Source organism: Ancylobacter sp., assembly GCF_965279025.1.
In the GTDB taxonomy this organism is placed as follows: Bacteria; Pseudomonadota; Alphaproteobacteria; order Rhizobiales; family Xanthobacteraceae; genus Ancylobacter.
This window is the reverse complement of record NZ_OZ257132.1, coordinates 4,404,117-4,424,330: the sequence shown is the minus strand read 5'-3', so window position 1 is coordinate 4,424,330 and position 20,214 is coordinate 4,404,117. Positions and strand designations below refer to the sequence as shown.

The window sequence follows — 20,214 nt, the reverse complement described above, 5'->3', positions numbered from 1 at the left end:
GCGGCCGCGGGGAGCGGATTCGCGCCGACGCCGAAAAGATTGGCCGCACATGACGGTATTCAAGAGCTGCGGTTGTGGAGAATGCGGCCGATGAAATTGAGCAGCACCTGGGCGGCGAGGATGGACGTGACGCCCGAAGGATCATACTCCCGCGCCACTTCCACGAGATCGATACCCACCACCGTGCCGCGTTTGGTCAGGCCGTCGAGCAGTTCCAGCACCTCGTAATACGTGAAGCCGCCATGGCTGGGCGTGCCGGTGCCCGGGGCGATGGAGGGGTCGAACCCGTCAATGTCGATGGTGACGTAGTAGCGCTTGCCCTCCGGGATGCGTGCCAGCACCGCCTCAGTGCCGAGCTTGCGGATCTGGCGCACCGACAGGATGTCCGATCCCATGGCGCGGGCGGCTTCATAGCCCTCGCGCGCGGTGGAGGAGACGTTGCGGATGCCGAGCTGGGTGAGGCCGGCGACATAGGGCTTCTCCGCCGCACGGCGCAGCGGGTTGCCATGGCCGCGCCGTACGCCGTGGCGCTCGTCGACGAAATCGAGATGGGCATCGAACTGCACGATATGGATCGGCTCCTGCTCGGAGAACGCCTCGATGCAGGGGATGTTGATGGAATGGTCGCCGCCGAGCACGACGGGGAGCGCGCCGGCCGCGAGGATCTTGCGGACAGCGAATTCGATGTTGGCGTGGCTGCCGTTGGTGTCGGTGTGGATCATGTCGGCATCGCCGATATCGACGATGCGCGTCTTGCCGGCCGCCAGATAGGTGACGTCGTCCTCATGGTCATAGGCGCCGGCATGGCCGAAGGAGAACAGCGTCGAGGCCTCGCGTATGGCGCGCGGGCCGGAGCGGGCGCCCGAGCGCCACTGCGTCCCGAGATCGAACGGCGCGCCGACGATGGCGACATCGGCGTCGATCCTGTCCCAGTCGAGCTGGAGCGGGTATTTGCCGAAGGTGCAGATGCCGACGAAGGGAAGATCGAGCCTGCCGCCCTCATAACCATGCGCCATCAGCGTGCCCCCTTCTTTTCCACGGCGCCTGCGAGAATGCAGAGCAGTTCGAACATGATTGTCGCGCCGGTCAGTGCGGTGAGGCCGGACGGGTCGAAGGGCGGGGCGACCTCGACGAGGTCGGCGCCGATGATGTCGAGCCCGTCGAGCAGGCGCACCATTGCTTGAGCCTCGCGGGTGGAAAAGCCGCCGATTTCCGGCGTTCCGGTGCCCGGCGCCTGCGAGGGGTCGATGCCGTCAATGTCGAAGGTCACATAGGTCGGCGCCTCGCCGACAATGGCGCGCGCTTCCGCCATCACGTCGGCGACGCCACGCGCCATGAACTCCTCGATGAAGATGATGCGCACGCCCATGTCGCGGGCATAGTCGTAATTGCCGGCATCGGAGATGGCGCCGCGCAGGCCGATCTGCACGAAGCGCTTCGGGTCGACCAGCCCTTCCTCGATGGCGCGGCGGAAGGGCGTGCCATGGGTGTATTTCGAGCCGTTGAAGAAGGTGTCGTAGGTGTCGGAATGGGCGTCGAACTGGATCAGCCCGACCGGGCCGCCCTTCGCCAGACCGCGCAGGATCGGCAGGCTGATGAGATGGTCGCCGCCGGCGGTGAGCGGCAGGGCGCCGGCCGCGCGGACGCCTTCATAGTGCGCGGCGATGATGTCGAGCGAGCGCATCAGGTCGAACGGGTCGATGATGACATCGCCGCAATCGGCGACGCGAGCGCGGTCATAGGGCGACAGACCGGTGACGTGATGCACGCGCCGCATCAGGCTGGACTGGTTGCGCAGTTCGCGCGGGCCGTGGCGGGTGCCGGCACGGTTGGTGGTGCCGAGATCGAACGGCACGCCGATGATGGCGATGTCGACGTCGGCCGGCGTGGCCACCGGCAGCCGCATGAAGGTGGGCAGCCCGGCAAAGCGCGGGACGGTGCCGGAATCGAGCGGTTCGAAGGGGGCGGTCATATAAACCTCATTGGGATGCTGCCCGGTTTTCCCTGTTTCCCGGACAAGCCGCGCCGATCCGGGACCCAGCGCAAGACGTCGCCATAGGCGGCAAAGGCAGAAGCAAAGCAGCGCTTCGCGCATTTTCCCCGGGTCCCGGCTCGGCGCTCCGCCTGCGGCGTCGCTGGGCCGGGAAACAGGGTCCTCACAACCCGAATTCCTTGCGGATGGCGGCGGAGATGTGGGTGACGTAATCGGCCATCAGCACCTCGCCCTTCTCCACCGTCGAGCCGGTGGCCACCGCCAGCACGCCCGAAGGCGGCAGGCCGAAATCGTCCGGCACCGGGAAACGGTCATAGGGCGGGAAGGTCGCCGGGCCGTCGCTCGGCACCTTGTCCATCTCCACGAGGTCCGGCCGCAGCACCAGCATCAGCGAGGTTTCCAGCAGGCTGGCATGTTCCAGCTCGATGCCGGGGAAGCCGTCCGGGAAGATGCTGTCGAGCGTCGGGCGCTGGGCGAAGTCCCAATATTCCAGGCGCATGACGGTGAAGTCGGTGATGCCGTCGCGCGCGATCTCGCGGCGGGCGAGGTCGAGGCCCTCCACCGACGGCCAGCAGTTCTCGTAATGGCCGTTCACCAGCACGAGGCGGCGCACGCCCTGCCGGGCGAGGTTGCGGATGATGTCGCGCAGCACCAGCGCGAACGTGTGGGCGTCGACGCTCAGCGTGCCGGGAAACTGCTCGCCGCCGCCCGAGCGCGGCATGGACTTGCAGCCATAGGCCACGGTGGGGGCGACGATGCCGCCGACCTCGCGGGCGATGCGCTCGCACACGCCGGTGGGCAGCACCACGTCGACATTGAGCGGCAGATGCGGCCCGTGCTGCTCGGTGGAGCCGAGCGGCAGCAGGACCGGCGCGCCGGCGGCGATCTTCGCCGCGAATTCCGGCCAGCTGAGTTCGTCGAGACGTACGCTGTCGACCATCCGGTCCCCCTGAGTGTGCTGATGCTGATCCGTTCAGTGCATCGCCGCGCCGCCATCGACGCTGATGCACTGGCCGGTGATGAAACTCGTCGAGCGGCTCGCCAGGAACAGCACGGCCTGCGCCACTTCCTCCGGGCGTCCGACGCGGCCGAAGGGGTTGCCCGTCTCCAGCCGCTTCAGTTCGTCGCTGAGCGTGTCGAAGCCGAGCAGCGGCGTATCCACCGGCCCCGGCGCTATGGCATTGACCAGGATGTCCGGCCCCAGCTCGCGCGCCCAGGAGCGGGTGAGGCTGAGGATGGCGCCCTTGGTGCCGGCATAGCCGGAGAAGCCGGCGCGGCCGAGATAGGCAAGCTCCGAGGCGATGTTGATGATGCGCCCGCGCACCGGTCCCTCGCCGCTGAAGCGCTTGAGCGCCTCGCGCGCCATGAGGATGGGCCCGCGCACATTCACCGCCGCCATGCGCTCATAGGTGGCGACATCGAAGCTCGCCAGCGGCGTCTCCTCGCAGATGCCGGCGCAGTTGATGATGACGTCGAGCCCGCGCAGTTCCGCCTCTGCCGCCTCCATGCCGCCGATGACCGAGGTCTCATCAGACACGTTGACGAGGATGGTGGGCCAGCGCGTCTCATCCGGCGGCGGGTGCAGGTCGAAGCCGATGACCTTGGCACCGGCGGCGCTCAGGGCATCGGCGCTCGCCCGCCCTATGCCGCTCGCCGCGCCGGTGACAATGACGCGCACATCCTTGTGGGGGGCTACCATGGCAGTTCTCCGCGATCGACTCCGAGGCTCTGGCCGGTGATGTTGGCGGCAAGATCGGAGGCGAGGAAGAGATAAGTGCCCGCAACGTCCTCCGGGTCCATGAAGCCGGGCAGGATCTGCGCCGCCACGATCTCTTCCAGCAGCACTTCCGGCGCGATGCCGGTGCGCTCCGCCATGGCGTGGAGCGAGCGCAGCGAGGCTTCCGTGCGCACCCAGCCGGGGCAGACGGCGTTCACGGTGATGCCGCGCGGGCCAAGTTCCTTGGCCCAGGTCTTGGTGAGCCCGATCACCGCATGCTTGGAGGCGACATAGGCGCCGAACAGCGATTCGGCGCTGCGCGACCAGATGGAGGCGGTGTTGATGACGCGCCCGCCATGGCGCAGGCGCGGCAGCAGGGCGCGGGTGACCAGGAACGTGCCGACCACGTTGATCTCGACCACGCGGCGGAAGATCGCCTCGTTTTCGGCGCCGGCATCGTCGAGCGGGGTGACGCGCTCCAGCCCGGCATTGTTCACCAGCACGTCGAGATGGGGGATGGCGCTCGCCACGGCGGCCATCTCGGCGGCCGAGGTGATGTCGGCGCGGTGGCCGCGCGCGCCGAGCCGCCCGGCGGCCTCATGGATCGCCTCGTCATCCGCCAGCATGTGCAGTTCCGCCCCGGCGGCGGCGAAGGCCCGGGCGATGCCGAGGCCGATGCCACGGCTGGCGCCGGTGACCAGCACGGTGCGGCCGGAGATGCCGTCGAGCGTCATGGGCGGGGCAGGGCGGAGAGGAGGCGAGGGCGGGACACGGGTATCTCCATGCGGGAGAGCCATCGTCCGCCATCTTCACTTCAGGAAGAAGTGGATTTAGTGGAAGGATGTATCGACAAATGCCGATGTGAACCGGAGCGCTGCATGCGCCGCCTCGACAATATCGACCTGCGGCTGCTGCGGGTGTTCCTCGTGCTGGCGCAGGAGGGCGGGTTTCAGGACGCGCAGATCGCGCTCAACCTGTCGCAGTCGACGCTCTCCACCCATCTGGCGGCGCTGGAGCGCAAGCTCGGCGGGCAGCTGTGCGAGCGCGGCCGGGCGGGCTTCCGGCTGACTCCCTTCGGCGAGGCGACGCTCGCCGCCGCCAAGCGGCTGTTCGAGGATATCGACGCCTTCCATGGCCGCATCGGCCGCGACCAGCAGCGCCTTGTCGGGCGGCTGCGGGTCGGCATCGTCGACGGCGTCGTCACCAACCCGCAGCTGGGCCTGCAGACCGCGCTGTCGCGCTACATGGCCTATGCCGCCGAGGTGTTCGTCGATCTGGAGCTGGGCACGCCGCTGGTGCTGGAGCGGGCGCTGATGGACGGCGCGCGCGATCTCGTCGTCGGGCCGTTCTCGCAGAAGGTGCCGGGCATCACCTATGTGCCGCTGAACCGGGAAGCGCAGGCGCTCTATTGCGGGCGCGGGCATGCGCTGTTCGACGTTGCCGGGGTGGAGATCACCCATGCGCGGATCGAGGAAGCGTTGTTCTCGGTGCGGCGTTATCGCCACCTCGACGACCTCTACCGGGTCAACCATCCCCGCGCGAGCGGCGCCATCGTGCAGATGGAGGCGCAGGTGATGATGATCCTTTCCGGGCGCTTCATCGGCTATCTCCCCCGCCATATCGGCGAGGATTGGGTCGGGCGCGGCCAGATGCGGGTGCTGAAGCCGGAGGCCTATGGCTTCGAGACCACCCATTTCGCCGCCACCCGCCGGCTGAAGGGAGAGCAGCCGCTGGTCGATGCCTTCGTGCGCGAGCTGAAGGCGCAGGCGCAGGTCCACTCCGGTGCCGCCGAGCCCGGCTAGATGCCGCCGCGCACCCGATCGCTGAGGTTGCGGCGGTCGCGGACGATCGCCGCCAGCGCCTCTTCCTCCTGCGGGCCGCGCGGCAGTAGCGACAGTTGGTCGAGCTGGTTGAGGGCGACGAGGCGCAGCAAGTCATCACGCACCGCGCCGGTGCCATCGCGCGGCAGCATGCGGACCGCCTGCAAATGCTCCGGCGGCAGGACGTCCGGCAGATGGGCGGCGAGATGGGCGCGCATGGCGTCCTCGCTCACCCCCTCCCGGGCCTCGACGAAGGCATAGAGGCCGAAGCTGTGGCCGGCGGTGGGGAAGTCGCAAATGTGCACCGCGCGCACACCAGCCACTTCGGAAAGGGTGCTGGCGATGCGGGGGCCCTGCTCCATGGCGCGCGGCCCGCGTCCTTCGGTGTCGTGGTAGTTCAGCAGGCGGCGGGTGACGAAATTATAGACCCTCTTGCCGGTCTTCATCCACACGCGGGTGAACAGGCTCTTGCGGGCGAGTATCTTCTTTTCCCGCGCGGTCAGCGCCTCCGGGCAGTAGCTGCGCTTCTGCTTGAGGAAGTGGCGGATATCCTCATAGGCGGCGACGCGGAACGCCTTGCTGCGCCGGGTGAACACCATGGCGAGTTGGAAATCCATCAGCACCGCGCGGCCATCGGCGGCGTAGAGCCAGTTCTGCGGCTTGGCGAGGTCGTTATGGGCGATGTTGCGCCGGTGCACCTCGCGCAGGCCCTTGCGGGCCGAGGCGAAATAGGCGAGGTCGCCGCGCGGCTTGGCGATCTGCAGCGGGATGCCGTCGACGAAGCCACGCACCAGATGGCCTTCCTCCAGCGCATAGACCGGCACGGTGTGGCCGCTGCCCTCGGCGCGGACCAGCGCGCGCGCCTCGCGCCGGGCGAAGTGGCGGGCGAGCGGTTTCACCCACCACTTCACCCCGGCATAGTTGCGTCGTACCGCCGGGAAGCGGTTGCCGGCGGCATCGCGCCAGAAGCCGCGCTCGATGGTGGAGAAGGTGTCGCGCTTGAGCACCGTGTCGAGCTCGAAGACGCCGCCTCTGGCGGGAAGATCGAGCCTCACGCCGCCGCCTCGTCGGTTTCGTCGGCATGGGTCTTCGCCCAGGCGTCCATGTCGGCGAGGGCACGGGCGGCGAGGACCTGCTTCTTGGCGACGGTCTTCTGCGTGCCGCGCAGGCGGTTGCCGTCGGCGTCGCGCGTCGGGGCGGCGTCGAGCGGCGGGAACAGGCCGAAATTGATGTTCATCGGCTGGAAGGAGCGCGGGCCGGGCTCGACGCTCTCGATGTGGCCGCCGGTGATGTGGTTGAGCAGCGCGCCATGCGCGGTGGTCGGCGGCGGCAGAACCGGCTCCAGCCCGCGCCGTTCGGCGGCGACGAATAGCCCGGCCAGCAGCCCCATGGCGGAACTTTCCACATAGCCCTCGCAGCCGGTGATCTGCCCGGCAAAGCGCAGGCGGGGCTCCGCCTTCAGCCGCAAACTGGGGTCGAGCACGCGGGGCGAATTGAGATAGGTGTTGCGGTGGAGGCCGCCGAGCCGGGCGAACTCGGCGTTTTGCAGCCCGGGAATCATGCGGAACAGGCGCACCTGCTCGGCATGGCGCGCCTTGGTCTGGAAACCGACCATGTTGTAGAGCGTGCCCAGCGCATTGTCCTGCCGCAGCTGGACGACGGCATAGGCCTTCACCGTCGGGTTGTGCGCGTTGGTGAGCCCCATCGGCTTCATCGGCCCGTGGCGCAGCGTCTCGGGACCGCGCACGGCCATCACCTCGATGGGCAGGCAGCCGTCGAAATAGGGCGTATTCTCGAATTCGCGGAACGGCACGGTGTCGGACGCGACGAGGGCGGCGACGAAGGCCTCGTATTGCTCCTTGTCCATCGGGCAGTTGATGTAGTCGGCGCCGGTGCCACCGGGGCCGACCTTGTCGTAGCGCGACTGGAACCAGCACACGTTCATGTCGATGGAATCGAAATGCACGATGGGCGCGATGGCGTCGAAGAAGGCCAGCGCCTGCTCGTCGGCGCGCGCGCGGATCGCCTCGGCGAGGGAGGGCGAGGTGAGGGGGCCGGTAGCGACAATCACCGAATCCCAGTCTTCCGGCGGCAGGCCCTCGACCTCGCCGCGCGCCACCGTGATGCCGGGATGGCCGGCGATGGCGGCGGTGACGGCCTGTGCAAAGCCCTCGCGGTCCACCGCCAGCGCGCCGCCGGCCGGAATCTGATGGCTGTCGGCGCAGGCCATGATGAGCGAGCCGAGCCGGCGCATCTCGGCGTGCAGCACGCCGACGGCATTGTTCTGCGAATCGTCGGAGCGGAAGGAGTTGGAGCAGACGAGCTCGGCCAGGCTGTCGGTCTTGTGGGCGTCGGTGCCGCGTGTCGGGCGCATCTCGTGCAACACGACCGGCACGCCGCGACGGGCAAGCTGCCAGGAGGCTTCGCAGCCGGCGAGGCCGCCGCCGATGATGTGGACGGGGCGCGTATCGGTGATGCTCATATCCTGCCGCTGCTCGTCAAACCCGTGCGCGGCTTAGCACGGAACCGGGCCAAAAAAGAACGGCCCCGGAGATATCCGGAGCCGTTCTTGTAAAGCTATGCGTTGGACGCAGGGTCCGGTCGCGCGTCAGGCCGCAGCAGCGGCCCGCCGAGCGACGTTGGTGATCTCGCCGCGCGACACGTTGATGTCGGCGAGAGTCCGGTCGTCGAGCTGCGAAAGCTCAACCAGAGTGCGGCGATACGCCTGCCAGCGGCGGATCTGCTTGGCAACGAGGCCCCAAAGCAGCATGTCAGTCTCCATCGGTTGCGGTTAACCGGATCGCGGCCTCCAGGCATCCCCGGGAGCTGCACGTCCGTTAATCATTCCGATGCCTATATATTCGACACCCTGCACATTTGGTAGGAATTATACCGCATCCCAGACCTGCGGGCCGCGCATGACAGGCTCATAATTCATTCACGATCTGTAAGCATGACCGGAATGTGGGCAGAATCAGGCGCCTTTGAGCGCCTGATCGAGGTCGGCGATAATGTCGGCCGCGTCCTCTATGCCGACCGACAGCCGCACCACGTCCGGTCCTGCGCCGGCCAGGGTCTTCTGGTCGTCGGCGAGCTGGCGGTGGGTGGTGGAGGCGGGGTGGATGATGAGCGAGCGGGTGTCGCCGATATTAGCGAGATGCGAGAACAGCTTGACCCCCGACACCAATGCCACGCCCGCCTCGAAACCGCCCTTCAGCCCGAAGGTGAACACCGCGCCGGCGCCCTTTGGGGAGTATTGCTGGGCGAGGTTGTAATAGCGGTCGCCCGGCAGGCCGGGATAGCTGACCCAGGACACTTTGGGGTGGTCGGCGAGGAAGGTGGCCACAGCCAGCGCGTTGTCGCAGTGCCGCTGGATGCGCAGCGGCAGCGTCTCGATACCGGTGAGGAGAAGAAAGGCGTTGAAGGGCGACAGCGCCGGGCCGAGATCGCGCAGGCCGAGCACGCGGGCGGCGATGGCGAAGGCGAAATTGCCGAAGGCCTCGCCGATGACGATGCCCTCATATTCCGGGCGCGGCTGCGACAGGAAGGGATAGCGCCCCTCGCGCAGCCAATCAAACGAGCCGCCATCGACAATCACCCCGCCGATGGAATTGCCATGGCCGCCGAGGAACTTGGTGGCCGAATGGATGATGATGTCGGCGCCGTGCTCGAAGGGGCGGATGAGGTAGGGGGTGGCGAGCGTGTTGTCGACGATCAACGGCACGCCGGCGCGCTTGGCGATCTTCGAAATGGCGGCGATGTCGGTGACGATTCCGCCGGGATTGGCGATCGACTCGACGAAAATGGCCTTGGTACGGGGCGAGATGGCGCGCTCGAAGGAGGCGACGTCGTCCGAATCCGCCCAGACGACGTTCCAGCCGAAGCTCTTGAAGGCGTGGTTGAACTGGTTGATCGACCCGCCATAGAGCTTGCGGGCGGCGATGAACTCGTCGCCGGGGGTGAGCAGCGTCTGGAACGTCAGCAACTGCGCGGCGTGGCCGGAGGCGACGGCGAGGGCGGCGGTGCCGCCTTCCAGCGCGGCCACGCGCTCTTCCAGCACGGCGTTGGTCGGGTTGCCGATGCGGGTATAGATATTGCCGAACGCCTTGAGCCCGAACAGCGAGGCCGCGTGGTCGACATCGTCGAACACGAAGGACGTGGTCTGGTAAATCGGCGTGGCGCGGGCCTTCGTGGTCGGGTCCGGCTGCGCGCCGGCATGGACGGCGAGGGTGGCAAAGCCCGGGGAGGGCGGGGGGGCGTCGGTCATGGGCGTTCTCCTGTCGACGCGCTGAGGGTCCGTGCGGTGGGCGGGCACTGCGGGCGTCTTGGTGGGCAGTTTCGCGCCTCGGCTAAAAAACGCAACCGGATTGGCAAAAGAAATAATCAGCAGTTAATTTCTGTTGAACTGTAGCGGGTTGCTGTCAGCGCCCTGTCAGCTTGCGCGTCTAGCTTCATCCTGCCGAGGATTTTCTGGCGGGGGCGGGTGTGGACGAAAACGGGGCGCGGCACCAACCGCAGCGAGGCTGGGCGGCATGGGTGCGCTGGAGCCTGGGTGCCTGCGGCGCGCTGCTGCTTCTCGCGGGTAGCTATGCCGGCTGGGCCTATGCGACCGGCAATGTGCACACGGTCGTGGAGGGCGAACTCTACCGCTCCGCCACCCTGTCGCCGGGGCGGCTGAAGGACGTGATCGACAGCCGGGGCATCCGCACCATCATAAATTTGCGGGGACGTGCGGAGAACAGCGGCTGGTATCGCGACGAAGTGCGGATCGCCGGCGAGGCGAAGGTGCAGCTGATCGATCTGCGCTGGTCGGCCCGGCGCGAACTGACCGACGAGGAAGTCGCGACCTTTTTCAAGGCGCTGGAGAACGCGCCGCGCCCGATCCTCATCCACTGCCTCTCCGGCGCCGACCGGACGGGCCTTGCCGCCGCGCTGTATCTCGCGGGCATCAAGAAGGCGAGCGAGATGAGCGCCGAGCTGCAGCTCTCGCCGCTGTTCGGCCATATCGGCCTGCCCTTCGCGCCGTTCTACGCGATGGATGAAACCTTCGAGCGGCTGGAGCCCTGGCTCGGCTACACCGGAAGCTGAAGGCGAGGCGCCTTCGTCTTCCGGTGGATCGTGAACCGTTCCCTCATCGGGCACGCAAATCCCGTTCGCGAATTCACGCAGGATCGTCGCTTTTCGCGAGTGCGCCGCAACACGCTTGCGAAACGTTCGGCGCAACGGCGAAAGCGCCATGGCCCTGGCCGGCACCGTCGCCGATTGGGTGAGCCATCCGAGGATGTTCCCGCGAACATTCTCCCGCTCACCCAAGAGACGTTAGATGAGCCTTTGCACCACCCTCCGCCTTGGACTGCCCGTCGCCCTTTCGCTTCTGCCGGCCTGCGCCTTCGGCGCCGACCAGACCCAGCCCGCCGATGACAGCCAGAGGGCGCCCGCCGCCACGCCCGGCTCCGACAGCCTGTTCTTCGTGGCGCAGAAGCTGGCGGAGTGGAACGTCGTGCTGGGAGGCGGGGTGCTGGTCGCGCCGAAATATGAGGGATCGGACGAGGTCGATTTCCAGCCCGTTCCCTTCATCACCGCCAGCCTGGGCGAGCATGTGACGATCGACCCACGCGGGGTGTCGGTGAACATCCACAGCCTGGGCGATCTCACCCTCAGCGGCCAGTTCGGCTACGACACCGGCCGCAAGCAGAGTGATTCCGATCATCTCAGGGGCCTGGGCGACATCGACATGGGCGGCGTGGTCGGCGCCACGCTGACCTATGAGCGGGGCGGGGCTGAAATCTACGGCTCGCTCGAGCGGATCATCGGCGGCAGCGACGGCACGCAGGCAACGCTCGGATTCAAGCTCGCCCACAATGTGGACCAGTTCCGCTTTTCGCTTGGCGTGTCGACGACCTGGGCGGATGAGGACTACATGCAGGCCTATTTCGGCGTGACGGCGGTGCAGTCCGCCCTGTCGGGGCTGCGGCGCTACGACATCGGCGCCGGCTTCAAGCGCGTCGACCTCGAACTGGCGGCCACCTATGCGTTCACCGAGCACTGGCTGGTGCGCGGCGAACTCGGCCTTGGCTACCTGCTGGGCGATGTCGCCGACAGCCCGGTGGTGCAGGAGGCGTTCCAGCCCTCGGTGATGCTGCTGGTCGGCTACAGGTTCTGACGCGGCTCAGCGTACAGGCGCGAGGCGCAGGCGCGGGATCTCGATTGCCGGGCAGCGATCCATGACGACCGCGATGCCGCCCGCCTCGGCACGCGCCGCCGCCGCATCGTCGCGCACGCCGAGCTGGCCCCAGATGAGCTTGGGCCGGGGCGACAGGGCGAGCGATTCGCCCACGACGGATTCGAGATGCTCCGGGGCCCGGAACACGTCGACCATGTCGATCGGCTCCGGCACGTCGGCGAGGTGGGCGTAGGTCGGCAGGCCGGCAATGTCGCGCCCGGCATGGCCGGGATTGATGGCGAACACCTTGTAGCCGCGCTGGGCGAGGAAACGGGCGACGCCGTGGCTGGGGCGATCGGGCTTCGGGCTGGCGCCGACGACGGCGATGGTGCGGATGCCGCCGAGCCAGTCGGCCAGGAAGGCGTCGTCATAGCTGTCGTGATTCATGGAGATTCCTGGGGGCCTGCGGGCGGGCCCGACGCGTGGAAGGATTCGGCAAAGGGTACGGGTTGCAGATATGGGGCTCTGCGCGGCGTGGCGCGAGGTTTTTCGTGCACGGCCGCCGGCGTTGCGCGTCCAGGGACTTTCGCAGCGACGCGAAACGCCGATTTCAAGGGCTTAGAACGAGGTAATAAAATACCTAAATTCTAAACCCCTGATACACATGGGTAATTTCAGCTCTCGTCACATTGACGTTGTGCGAGGGCTCGTCTAGAAACCCGCCACGAGAGAGGCGCGGGCACTCCGCACCCTTGCATATGGATTTTCCCATGAAGACCTTTTCGGCAAAACCCGCCGATATTCAGAAGAAGTGGGTCGTGATCGACGCTTCCGGCCTCGTGGTCGGTCGTCTCGCGACCATCATCGCTACCCGCCTGAAGGGCAAGCACAAGCCGATCTATACCCCGCATGTCGATTGCGGCGACAACATCGTCGTCATCAATGCCGACAAGGTGGTGCTGACCGGCCGCAAGCGCGACGACAAGGTGTACTACCACCACACGGGCTTCCCCGGCGGCATCAAGGAGCGGACGGCCAAGTTCATCCTCGAAGGCCGTTTCCCCGAACGCATCGTCGAGAAGGCTGTTGAGCGCATGCTGGCGCGCGGTCCGCTGGGCCGCAAGTTGATGGGCAATCTGCGCGTCTACAAGGGCGGCACCCATCCGCATGAAGCCCAGCAGCCGGAGACGCTCGATGTCGCCGCGCTCAACCGCAAGAATGTGGGGAACTGATCATGGCTGAGCTCATCCAGTCGCTCGACGGGCTCGAAGCCCTCAAGTCCCAGGCCCCCGAGGCCCCCGTGCGCGTCCAGAAGCTGGACCGCCAGGGCCGTGCCTATGCCACCGGCAAGCGCAAGAACGCGGTCGCCCGCGTCTGGGTTCGCCCCGGCACCGGCAAGATCCTGATCAACGAGCGCGACATCGAAGTCTACTTCGCCCGTCCGGTGCTCCGCCTGATCATCCAGCAGCCTTTCACCACGGCGGCCCGTACCGGCCAGTATGACGTGGTGTGCACGGTTTCCGGCGGCGGCCTTTCCGGCCAGGCCGGCGCGCTGCGCCACGGCATTTCCCGCGCGCTCACCTATTACGAGCCCGAGCTGCGTGGCCCGCTGAAGAAGGGCGGCTTCCTGACCCGCGACTCGCGCGTCGTCGAGCGCAAGAAGTACGGCAAGGCGAAGGCCCGCCGCAGCTTCCAGTTCTCGAAGCGCTGATCGGCGCCTTGGTCTACAGACGAAAGGGCGGGTCTTGGACCCGCCCTTTTTGTTTGCCGGCATGGCCACCGTGACATGCCGGCACGGGCACAAAAAAGGGGCGCCGTGGGGCGCCCCTTTTCGTTGGCAGACCGGCGTGCCGGTCAGACCGAGTAGTACATCTCGAACTCGACCGGGTGCGGGGTCATTTCGAACCGCATCACTTCGGCCATCTTCAGCTCGATATAGGCGTTGATGAAGTCGTCCTCGAACACGCCGCCCTTCTTGAGGAACTCACGATCCTTGTCGAGCGAGGACAGCGCCTCGCGCAGCGAGCCGCAGACGGTCGGGATCTTCTTCAGTTCCTTCGGCGGCAGATCGTAGAGGTCCTTGTCCATGGCCGGACCCGGATCGATCTTGTTCAGGATGCCATCGAGGCCTGCCATCAGCAGTGCGGCGAAGGCGAGATAGGGGTTCGCGCCGGGGTCCGGGAAGCGGGTCTCGACGCGCTTGGCCTTGGGCGAGGTGGTGTAGGGGATGCGGCAGGACGCCGAGCGGTTGCGCGCGGAATAGGCGAGCAGAACGGGGGCCTCATAGCCGGGGACCAGACGCTTGTAGGAGTTGGTCAGCGGGTTGGTGAAGGCGTTCAGCGCCTTGGCGTGCTTGATGATGCCGCCAATGTACCAGAGGCATTCCTGGCTGAGGTCGGCATATTTGTTGCCGGCGAACAGCGGCTTGCCGCCCTTCCAGATCGACTGGTGCACATGCATTCCCGAGCCGTTGTCGCCGAAGATCGGCTTCGGCATGAAGGTGGCCGTCTTGCCGTAGACATTGGCGACTTGGTGGATGCAGTACTTGTAGATCTGCAGCTGGTCGGCCATCGTCACCAGCGTGTCGAACTTCAGGCCGAGTTCGTGCTGGGCAGACGCCACTTCGTGATGGTGCTTCTCGACCTTGGCGCCCATGCGGGCCATGGCCGCGAGCATCTCGCCGCGCAGGTCCTGGCAGCTGTCCACCGGGGGAACCGGGAAGTAGCCGCCCTTGGTGCGCACGCGGTGGCCGAGATTGCCGCCTTCATAATCGGTGTCGCCATTGGTCGGCAGCTCGACCGAATCCAGCTTGAAGCCGGTATTGTAGGGGTCGGCCTTGAAGCGCACGTCGTCGAAGATGAAGAATTCGGCCTCGGGGCCGATATAGATGGTGTCGCCGATGCCGGTGGACTTGAGATAGGCCTCGGCCTTCTTCGCCATGCCGCGCGGGTCGCGGCCATAGGGCTCGCCCGTCGTCGGCTCGAGCACGTCGCACACCACGACCATGGTGGTTTCGGCGAAGAACGGGTCGATGGAAACGGAATCGAGATCGGGCTGCAAATGCATGTCCGACTCGTTGATGGCCTTCCAGCCCGCAATGGACGAACCGTCGAACGCCTGACCTTCGGCGAAGAAATCTTCGTCGACCATCGAGATGTCGAAGGTTACATGCTGCCACTTGCCGCGCGGATCGGTGAAGCGCAGGTCGACGTATTTGACGTCGTTGTCCTTTATTAGCTTCAGTACATCCTTGGCCGTCGTCATATTCTTCGTACCTCTTCTGATACTGCCGTCTTTTGCGGGGCAGATGAGTCCCAAGCGGATGGTCAACGACGATACGCGCCGCACCCGTCAGGGTACGGCGCGCTCGATAGGCGCGACCATACTACGCTGGCTCTCAGATGGCGTCGACGCCCGACTCGCCGGTACGGATGCGAATGGCCTCTTCGATGTTGGACACGAAGATCTTGCCGTCGCCGATCCGGCCCGTCTGGGCGGCGCGGCGGATCGCGTCGATCGCGGTTTCCACCGTCTCGTCGGCGACCACGATCTCGATCTTCACCTTGGGAAGGAAATCGACGACGTATTCCGCGCCGCGATAGAGTTCGGTGTGACCCTTCTGCCGGCCGAAGCCCTTGGCTTCCGTGACGGTGATGCCCTGCAATCCGACTTCCTGCAGCGCCTCCTTCACCTCGTCCAGCTTGAAGGGCTTAATGATGGCCTCAATCTTCTTCATATGACCTCGTCTCCCTGACCCGTCGATCCGCGACGCCCGGCCGAGTCGGGTCGCGAAGAAGCAGAACCCATGCCAAGCAATTCAGCGTCGCCCAAATCCGTTAATATCGCATCATCGCACGAGGCCACCGGCCGGGCCAAACGCGCTTTGGTGTCAGTAATGTCGAATTTATGTGCAGATTGATGAGAAAATAAGCGGTCAACGCGGCGCTGCACTGTCAGTCGCTGCGCGGAAGTTGGGCAGATGCCGCCGTTTTCTGCGACACCGGTGAATGTGCGCCCGACATGCCGATTTCGAGGCCAACCCCGCCGACCTTTGCTACCCTTGCCATCCGGCCCGCCGGGGCCTCGCAGGAACCGTCTCATGGAGCTTCTCACCCCTGCCGAGATGACGCGCGCCGACGCCCTCACCATTGCCGCCGGCGTGCCGGGGGCGGTGCTCATGGAAAGGGCGGGAGAAGCGGTCGCGCGGGCGGCGGCGCGGGTGACGATCGCCGGCGGACGCCTGCTGGTGCTGTGCGGGCCGGGCAATAATGGCGGCGATGGCTTCGTCGCGGCGCGGCTGTTGGCCGCCGCCGGCTACCGCGTGCGGCTGGCGCGGCTCGGCGGGCGGGACGCCCTGCGCGGCGACGCCGCGCTCATGGCCGGCCGGTGGTCCGGGGCGGTTGAGGGGATCGATGCGTCTCTGGAGGGGGTCGATCTCATCATCGATGCCCTGTTCGGTGCCGGACTGGCGCGTGATCTCGATGGCGCGGCACAGGCGTTGGTAGAGCGGGTCAACGCCGCTCGCCTGCCGGTGCTGGCCGTCGACCTGCCCTCCGGCATCGACGGCGCCACCGGCGCGGTGCGCGGGGCCGCGATCACGGCGCGCTGGAGCGTTACCTTCTTCCGGCCCAAGCCCGGCCATGTGCTGCTGCCCGGCCGGCTTCACGCCGGCGAGGTGAGCGTGGCCGATATCGGCATTCGCGCCGAGGTGCTCGCCGAAATCCGCCCGCAAACCTGCGAGAACGTGCCGGCGTTGTGGGCCGGGCTTTTTCCGGTGCCGGCGGTGGACGGGCATAAATATACGCGCGGCCATCTCGTCGCTGTCTCCGGCCCGGCGCAGGCGACCGGCGCCACCCGTCTGGCGGCCCGCGCCGCCCTGCGCGCCGGGGCAGGGCTGGTGACGGTGGCGTGCCCGGCGCAGGCCTTGCCGATCCACGCCGCGAATCTCTCGGCCGTCATGGTGCGCCCGGTGGAGGATGCGGCCGGGCTCGCGCATCTGCTGGACGACCGCCGATTGGCGACGCTGGTGCTCGGGCCGGGGCTCGGCGTGGGGCAGGGGGCCCGCGACCGGCTGGAGGTGTGCCGCGACCGCCGGCTGGTGCTCGACGCTGATCTCCTCACCTCGTTCAAGGCCGATGCCGGGACGCTGGCACGGCTTATCGCCGCGTCGCCCGCCGCCGTCGCGACGCCGCATGACGGGGAGTTCGCGCGGCTGTTCGAGGGGGATGCCGAGGTCCTGGAGGCGCCCTCGCGGCTGGAGCGTGCGCGGGCAGGGGCTGTGCGGCTGGGCGCGACGTTGCTGCTCAAGGGCCCCGACACGGTGGTGGCCAGCCCGGACGGCCGCGCCGCCATCGCCGCCAACGCGCCGCCCTGGCTGGCGACGGCGGGGGCCGGTGATGTGCTGGCAGGCATCATCGGTGGCCTGCTGGCCCAGGGCATGCCGCCCTTCGAGGCTGCGGCGGCTGCCGTCTGGCTGCATGGCGAGGCGGCGCGGCAGGCCGGGCCGGGGCTGGTGGCGGACGACCTTATCGACGCGCTGCGGCCGGTCTATCGGCAGCTGTTCGACCGGCTGGCCGCAAGGTAAAGAGCGGAACGGGGCCGATGGTGCGATCAGTGTCTATTTACACGGCATGAAAAGCGAAGATGATCATCGTATCGATGAATACTCATCGTCGCGGGGAAACTATTTATTGCGAGGATCAGGGGGGCTTGCGAAGAAAACATTTCTTCTCTCTCTCTCCGAGTTCGTGACGGACGGCGATGTCGCCGCCACCTATGGTCTTGTTCTGGGCGAGAGAATCTTCATTGCGCGCGTCTAGGGCAGCGTCTGCGGAGCTGTCCGCACGCCCTTTCGCGCTTGATTTGGAGGGGCATGCCGATTTCCGCCGGGCCGACGCCCGGGCGCATTTTGCGCTGGCGCAGCGTCATGGCCGTGTTATAAGCCCGCACCCGGCTGGCGGCACCTTCTCGGGTGCGCGCCCGTGTGCCCTTGCGCGTCCTTCGGGACGATGCGGCGGGTGGCAGGCGTAACCGCGGGCGTGGCGGAACTGGTAGACGCGCTGGATTTAGGTTCCAGTGGCGAGAGTCGTGGGGGTTCGAGTCCCTCCGCCCGCACCAGCGCCTGCCTTGTCCGGTGCCGCCTTCCGACCCATTTGCACCGAGCGAGGCTCACGGCGTTTACGCGGCGTGCTCGCACACAGACATTCGAGAGCTCGCGCAAGCGGCAAACAAGACGAAGGCCGATTGAAAATGCAGGTCACCGAACTCCTCGCCGAAGGTCTCAAGCGCGAATATCGCGTGGTGCTGCCGGCCGCCGAACTTGACGCCAAGGCCAATGCGCGCCTCAGCGAGCTCAAGGACAAGGTCCGTCTCAACGGCTTCCGTCCCGGCAAGGTGCCGGTCGCCCATCTCAAGCGCATGTACGGCAAGTCCGTGCTGGCCGAGGTGATCGACCAGGCCGTGAACGAGGCCAACACCAAGATCATCGAGGATAACGGCTTCAAGCTCGCCATGCAGCCGAAGGTCGACCTGCCGCAGGACGAGGCGGCGGTCAACGAGGTGATCGAGGGCAAGGCCGACCTGTCCTTCACCGTGAACCTCGAAGTGCTGCCGGCGATCGAACTCGGCGATTTCAAGAGCATCGCGCTCGACAAGCCGGTGCTGGCGGTGGGCGACGAAGAGGTCGAGGAGACCGTCAAGCGGATCGCCGACGCCAACCGTCCCTATGCCGCCAAGCCGGACGGCACTGCCGAGAACGGCGACCGCGTCACCATCTCCTTCGTCGGCTCGATCGACGGCGAGAAGTTCGAGGGCGGCGCGGGCGAGGACGTTCCGCTGGTGCTCGGCTCCAACAGCTTCATCCCCGGCTTCGAGGAACAGCTTGTCGGCATCAAGGAAGACGAGAGCCGCACGGTCACCGTCACCTTCCCGGAGGCCTACCAGGCCGCCCATCTCGCCGGCAAGGAAGCCTCGTTCGAGGTGACGGCGAAGATGATCGAATCGCCCACCGAGATGGAAATCGGCGACGACTTCGCCAAGACGCTCGGCATGGACAGCCTCGAGGCGCTCAAGGAGCAGGTGAAGACCCGCATCGCCCAGGAGCACAACGCGCAGAGCCGCAACAAGGCAAAGCGCCGGCTGCTCGACGCGCTCGACAAGCTGCACCAGTTCGACGTGCCCCCGACCCTCGCCCAGCAGGAATTCGACGGCATCTGGGGCTCGGTGACGTCCGAGATGGACGCCCAGAAGAAGACCTTCGCCGACGAGGACACCACGGAAGAGGCGGCCCGCGCCGATTACCAGAAGATCGCCGAGCGTCGCGTGCGCCTCGGGCTGGTGCTTGCGGAAATCGGTGAGAAGAACAACATTCAGGTCACCGACGACGAAGTGACCCGCGCCGTCGTCGAGCGTGCCCGCCAGTTCCCCGGGCAGGAGCAGCAGGTTTGGGAGTTCTATAGCAAGAACGCCCAGGCGCTCGCGAGCCTTCGCGCGCCGATCTTCGAGGAGAAGGTCGTCGACTTCCTGCTCGAACTCGCCAAGGTCAATGAAGTCCCCGTCACCCGCGAGGAACTCTACGCCGAGGACGAGGACGACAAGGCGGCCTGAGGCCGACGGCGATCGCGGAGTCGTGCTTCACGCGCGGCTCCGCCGCCCGCGGCTTAATGGCCGGCGGGCTGGTAGGGACGCGCTTTCCCTTTATTGTGGGGTAGTTGGATTCGCGGGCGGCGCGGGCGCGCCGGACCGCCGAGGATCGAAATATGCGTGACCCGATTGATACTTACATGAATTACCTGGTCCCGATGGTGGTCGAACAGACCAACCGGGGCGAGCGGTCCTACGACATTTATTCCCGCCTCCTGAAGGAGCGCATCATCTTCCTGACCGGTGGTGTCGAGGACGGCATGGCGACCCTCATGGTCGCGCAGCTGCTGTTCCTGGAAGCCGAGAACCCGAAAAAAGAGATCTCGATGTACATCAACTCCCCCGGGGGAGTGGTGACGTCGGGCCTCGCCATCTACGACACGATGCAGTTCATCAAGCCGGCCGTGTCGACGCTGTGCATCGGCCAGGCCGCCTCGATGGGCTCGCTGCTGCTGACCGCCGGCGAGAAGGGCATGCGCTTTGCCCTGCCCAACGCCCGAATCATGGTGCACCAGCCCTCCGGCGGTTTCCAGGGCCAGGTGACCGACATCATGCTGCACGCCAAGGAAATCATGAGCCTCAAGCAGAGGCTCAACGAAATCTACGTGAAGCACACCGGTCAGGACCTCAAGGCGGTGGAGGATGCGCTGGAGCGCGACAACTTCATGACCTCCGAGGTGGCCAAGTCCTTCGGGCTTATCGACAATGTGATCGACAAGCGTCCCGACGAGGCGCCGGCGAAGCCCTGACGGGCGTTTGCGCCGTGTTTCCGAAGCCACGCCGGCTTCCTATATTAGATGCGGGTCCGCGCCGATATGAAGCGCGGACTTGCATGCATCGCGGTATCGCGCTTGCATGACATCAGCATGAAGTGTCGCCG

20 protein-coding genes and 1 tRNA gene are annotated in these 20,214 nt (G+C 66.6%); 9 read left to right on the top strand and 12 right to left on the bottom strand.

Annotation, left to right across the window (positions count from 1 at the left end):
- Positions 1-59: 59 nt before the first annotated feature.
- From speB (ACQY76_RS20650) to ACQY76_RS20630, 5 genes are all read right to left on the bottom strand, one after another.
- Entirely contained in the window at positions 60-1,016 is a 957-nt protein-coding gene (speB, locus tag ACQY76_RS20650; RefSeq protein WP_428030554.1) for an agmatinase, read from the bottom strand.
- On the bottom strand, positions 1,016-1,972 hold the full coding sequence (gene speB / locus ACQY76_RS20645; protein WP_428030553.1) for an agmatinase: 957 nt from the start codon (positions 1,970-1,972) through the stop codon (positions 1,016-1,018). The genes speB (ACQY76_RS20650) and speB (ACQY76_RS20645) overlap by 1 nt, the downstream gene beginning before the upstream one ends.
- 184 nt (positions 1,973-2,156) lie before the next feature.
- On the bottom strand, positions 2,157-2,933 hold the full coding sequence (locus ACQY76_RS20640) for a creatininase (RefSeq protein ID WP_428030552.1): 777 nt from the start codon (positions 2,931-2,933) through the stop codon (positions 2,157-2,159).
- A gap of 33 nt (positions 2,934-2,966) precedes the next feature.
- The gene (locus ACQY76_RS20635) at positions 2,967-3,692 is read right to left on the bottom strand and encodes an SDR family NAD(P)-dependent oxidoreductase (RefSeq protein WP_428030551.1); all 726 of its coding nucleotides are present in this window, start codon (positions 3,690-3,692) and stop codon (positions 2,967-2,969) included.
- Complete coding sequence (locus tag ACQY76_RS20630; protein ID WP_428030550.1) at positions 3,686-4,444, bottom strand: SDR family NAD(P)-dependent oxidoreductase; 759 nt, start codon at positions 4,442-4,444, stop codon at positions 3,686-3,688. Before ACQY76_RS20630 ends, ACQY76_RS20635 begins: the two co-directional genes overlap by 7 nt.
- A gap of 144 nt (positions 4,445-4,588) precedes the next feature.
- Here ACQY76_RS20630 and ACQY76_RS20625 point away from each other — a divergent pair, with 144 nt between their 5' ends.
- Entirely contained in the window at positions 4,589-5,512 is a 924-nt protein-coding gene (locus ACQY76_RS20625) for a LysR family transcriptional regulator (protein WP_428030549.1), read from the top strand.
- Here ACQY76_RS20625 and ACQY76_RS20620 read toward each other — a convergent pair.
- The 4 genes from ACQY76_RS20620 to ACQY76_RS20605 form a co-directional block, all read right to left on the bottom strand.
- Complete coding sequence (locus ACQY76_RS20620; protein WP_428030548.1) at positions 5,509-6,585, bottom strand: serine/threonine protein kinase; 1,077 nt, start codon at positions 6,583-6,585, stop codon at positions 5,509-5,511. The two genes, ACQY76_RS20625 and ACQY76_RS20620, sit on opposite strands and share 4 nt — an antisense overlap.
- Positions 6,582-8,012: a methylenetetrahydrofolate--tRNA-(uracil(54)-C(5))-methyltransferase (FADH(2)-oxidizing) TrmFO gene (gene trmFO / locus ACQY76_RS20615; RefSeq protein ID WP_428030547.1), complete on the bottom strand. Its 1,431-nt coding sequence runs from the start codon at positions 8,010-8,012 to the stop codon at positions 6,582-6,584. The genes ACQY76_RS20620 and trmFO overlap by 4 nt, the downstream gene beginning before the upstream one ends.
- A gap of 126 nt (positions 8,013-8,138) precedes the next feature.
- A complete protein-coding gene (locus ACQY76_RS20610) occupies positions 8,139-8,300 on the bottom strand; it encodes a DUF1127 domain-containing protein (protein ID WP_423291369.1) in 162 nt (53 codons plus the stop codon).
- A gap of 204 nt (positions 8,301-8,504) precedes the next feature.
- Positions 8,505-9,797, bottom strand: coding sequence for an O-acetylhomoserine aminocarboxypropyltransferase (locus ACQY76_RS20605; RefSeq protein WP_428030546.1), 1,293 nt, complete (start codon positions 9,795-9,797; stop codon positions 8,505-8,507).
- Positions 9,798-10,066: 269 nt separating this feature from the next.
- On the opposite strand from ACQY76_RS20605, the gene ACQY76_RS20600 reads away from it, so the two are divergent.
- Together ACQY76_RS20600 and ACQY76_RS20595 are read left to right on the top strand one after the other, a co-directional pair.
- The gene (locus ACQY76_RS20600) at positions 10,067-10,618 is read left to right on the top strand and encodes a tyrosine-protein phosphatase (RefSeq protein WP_428030545.1); all 552 of its coding nucleotides are present in this window, start codon (positions 10,067-10,069) and stop codon (positions 10,616-10,618) included.
- A 235-nt stretch (positions 10,619-10,853) separates the two neighbouring features.
- Positions 10,854-11,693, top strand: a complete 840-nt coding sequence (locus tag ACQY76_RS20595; protein ID WP_428030544.1) for a MipA/OmpV family protein — start codon at positions 10,854-10,856, stop codon at positions 11,691-11,693.
- 6 nt (positions 11,694-11,699) lie between these two features.
- Here ACQY76_RS20595 and ACQY76_RS20590 read toward each other — a convergent pair whose 3' ends face one another.
- On the bottom strand, positions 11,700-12,140 hold the full coding sequence (locus ACQY76_RS20590; RefSeq protein ID WP_428030543.1) for a CoA-binding protein: 441 nt from the start codon (positions 12,138-12,140) through the stop codon (positions 11,700-11,702).
- 323 nt (positions 12,141-12,463) lie between these two features.
- Between ACQY76_RS20590 and rplM the strand changes: the two genes are divergently transcribed.
- A complete protein-coding gene (rplM, locus tag ACQY76_RS20585) occupies positions 12,464-12,925 on the top strand; it encodes a 50S ribosomal protein L13 (protein WP_428030542.1) in 462 nt (153 codons plus the stop codon).
- A gap of 2 nt (positions 12,926-12,927) precedes the next feature.
- On the top strand, positions 12,928-13,404 hold the full coding sequence (rpsI, locus tag ACQY76_RS20580) for a 30S ribosomal protein S9 (RefSeq protein ID WP_428030541.1): 477 nt from the start codon (positions 12,928-12,930) through the stop codon (positions 13,402-13,404).
- 143 nt (positions 13,405-13,547) lie between these two features.
- Here rpsI and glnA read toward each other — a convergent pair whose 3' ends face one another.
- The gene (gene glnA, locus ACQY76_RS20575) at positions 13,548-14,957 is read right to left on the bottom strand and encodes a type I glutamate--ammonia ligase (protein WP_428030540.1); all 1,410 of its coding nucleotides are present in this window, start codon (positions 14,955-14,957) and stop codon (positions 13,548-13,550) included.
- 133 nt (positions 14,958-15,090) lie between these two features.
- Positions 15,091-15,429 (bottom strand): P-II family nitrogen regulator, encoded by a 339-nt coding sequence (locus ACQY76_RS20570; RefSeq protein WP_213372002.1) that lies wholly within the window; start codon positions 15,427-15,429, stop codon positions 15,091-15,093.
- A gap of 363 nt (positions 15,430-15,792) precedes the next feature.
- Between ACQY76_RS20570 and ACQY76_RS20565 the strand changes: the two genes are divergently transcribed.
- The 4 genes from ACQY76_RS20565 to clpP all read left to right on the top strand — a co-directional run bounded on the left by ACQY76_RS20565 (position 15,793) and on the right by clpP (position 20,083).
- Positions 15,793-17,277, top strand: a complete 1,485-nt coding sequence (locus ACQY76_RS20565; protein WP_428030539.1) for an NAD(P)H-hydrate dehydratase — start codon at positions 15,793-15,795, stop codon at positions 17,275-17,277.
- A gap of 448 nt (positions 17,278-17,725) precedes the next feature.
- Positions 17,726-17,810, top strand: a tRNA-Leu gene (locus ACQY76_RS20560).
- Between the two features lie 132 nt (positions 17,811-17,942).
- Positions 17,943-19,298, top strand: a complete 1,356-nt coding sequence (tig, locus tag ACQY76_RS20555) for a trigger factor (protein WP_428033073.1) — start codon at positions 17,943-17,945, stop codon at positions 19,296-19,298.
- A 152-nt stretch (positions 19,299-19,450) separates the two neighbouring features.
- A complete protein-coding gene (gene clpP, locus ACQY76_RS20550) occupies positions 19,451-20,083 on the top strand; it encodes an ATP-dependent Clp endopeptidase proteolytic subunit ClpP (protein ID WP_428030538.1) in 633 nt (210 codons plus the stop codon).
- Positions 20,084-20,214 lie beyond the last annotated feature (131 nt).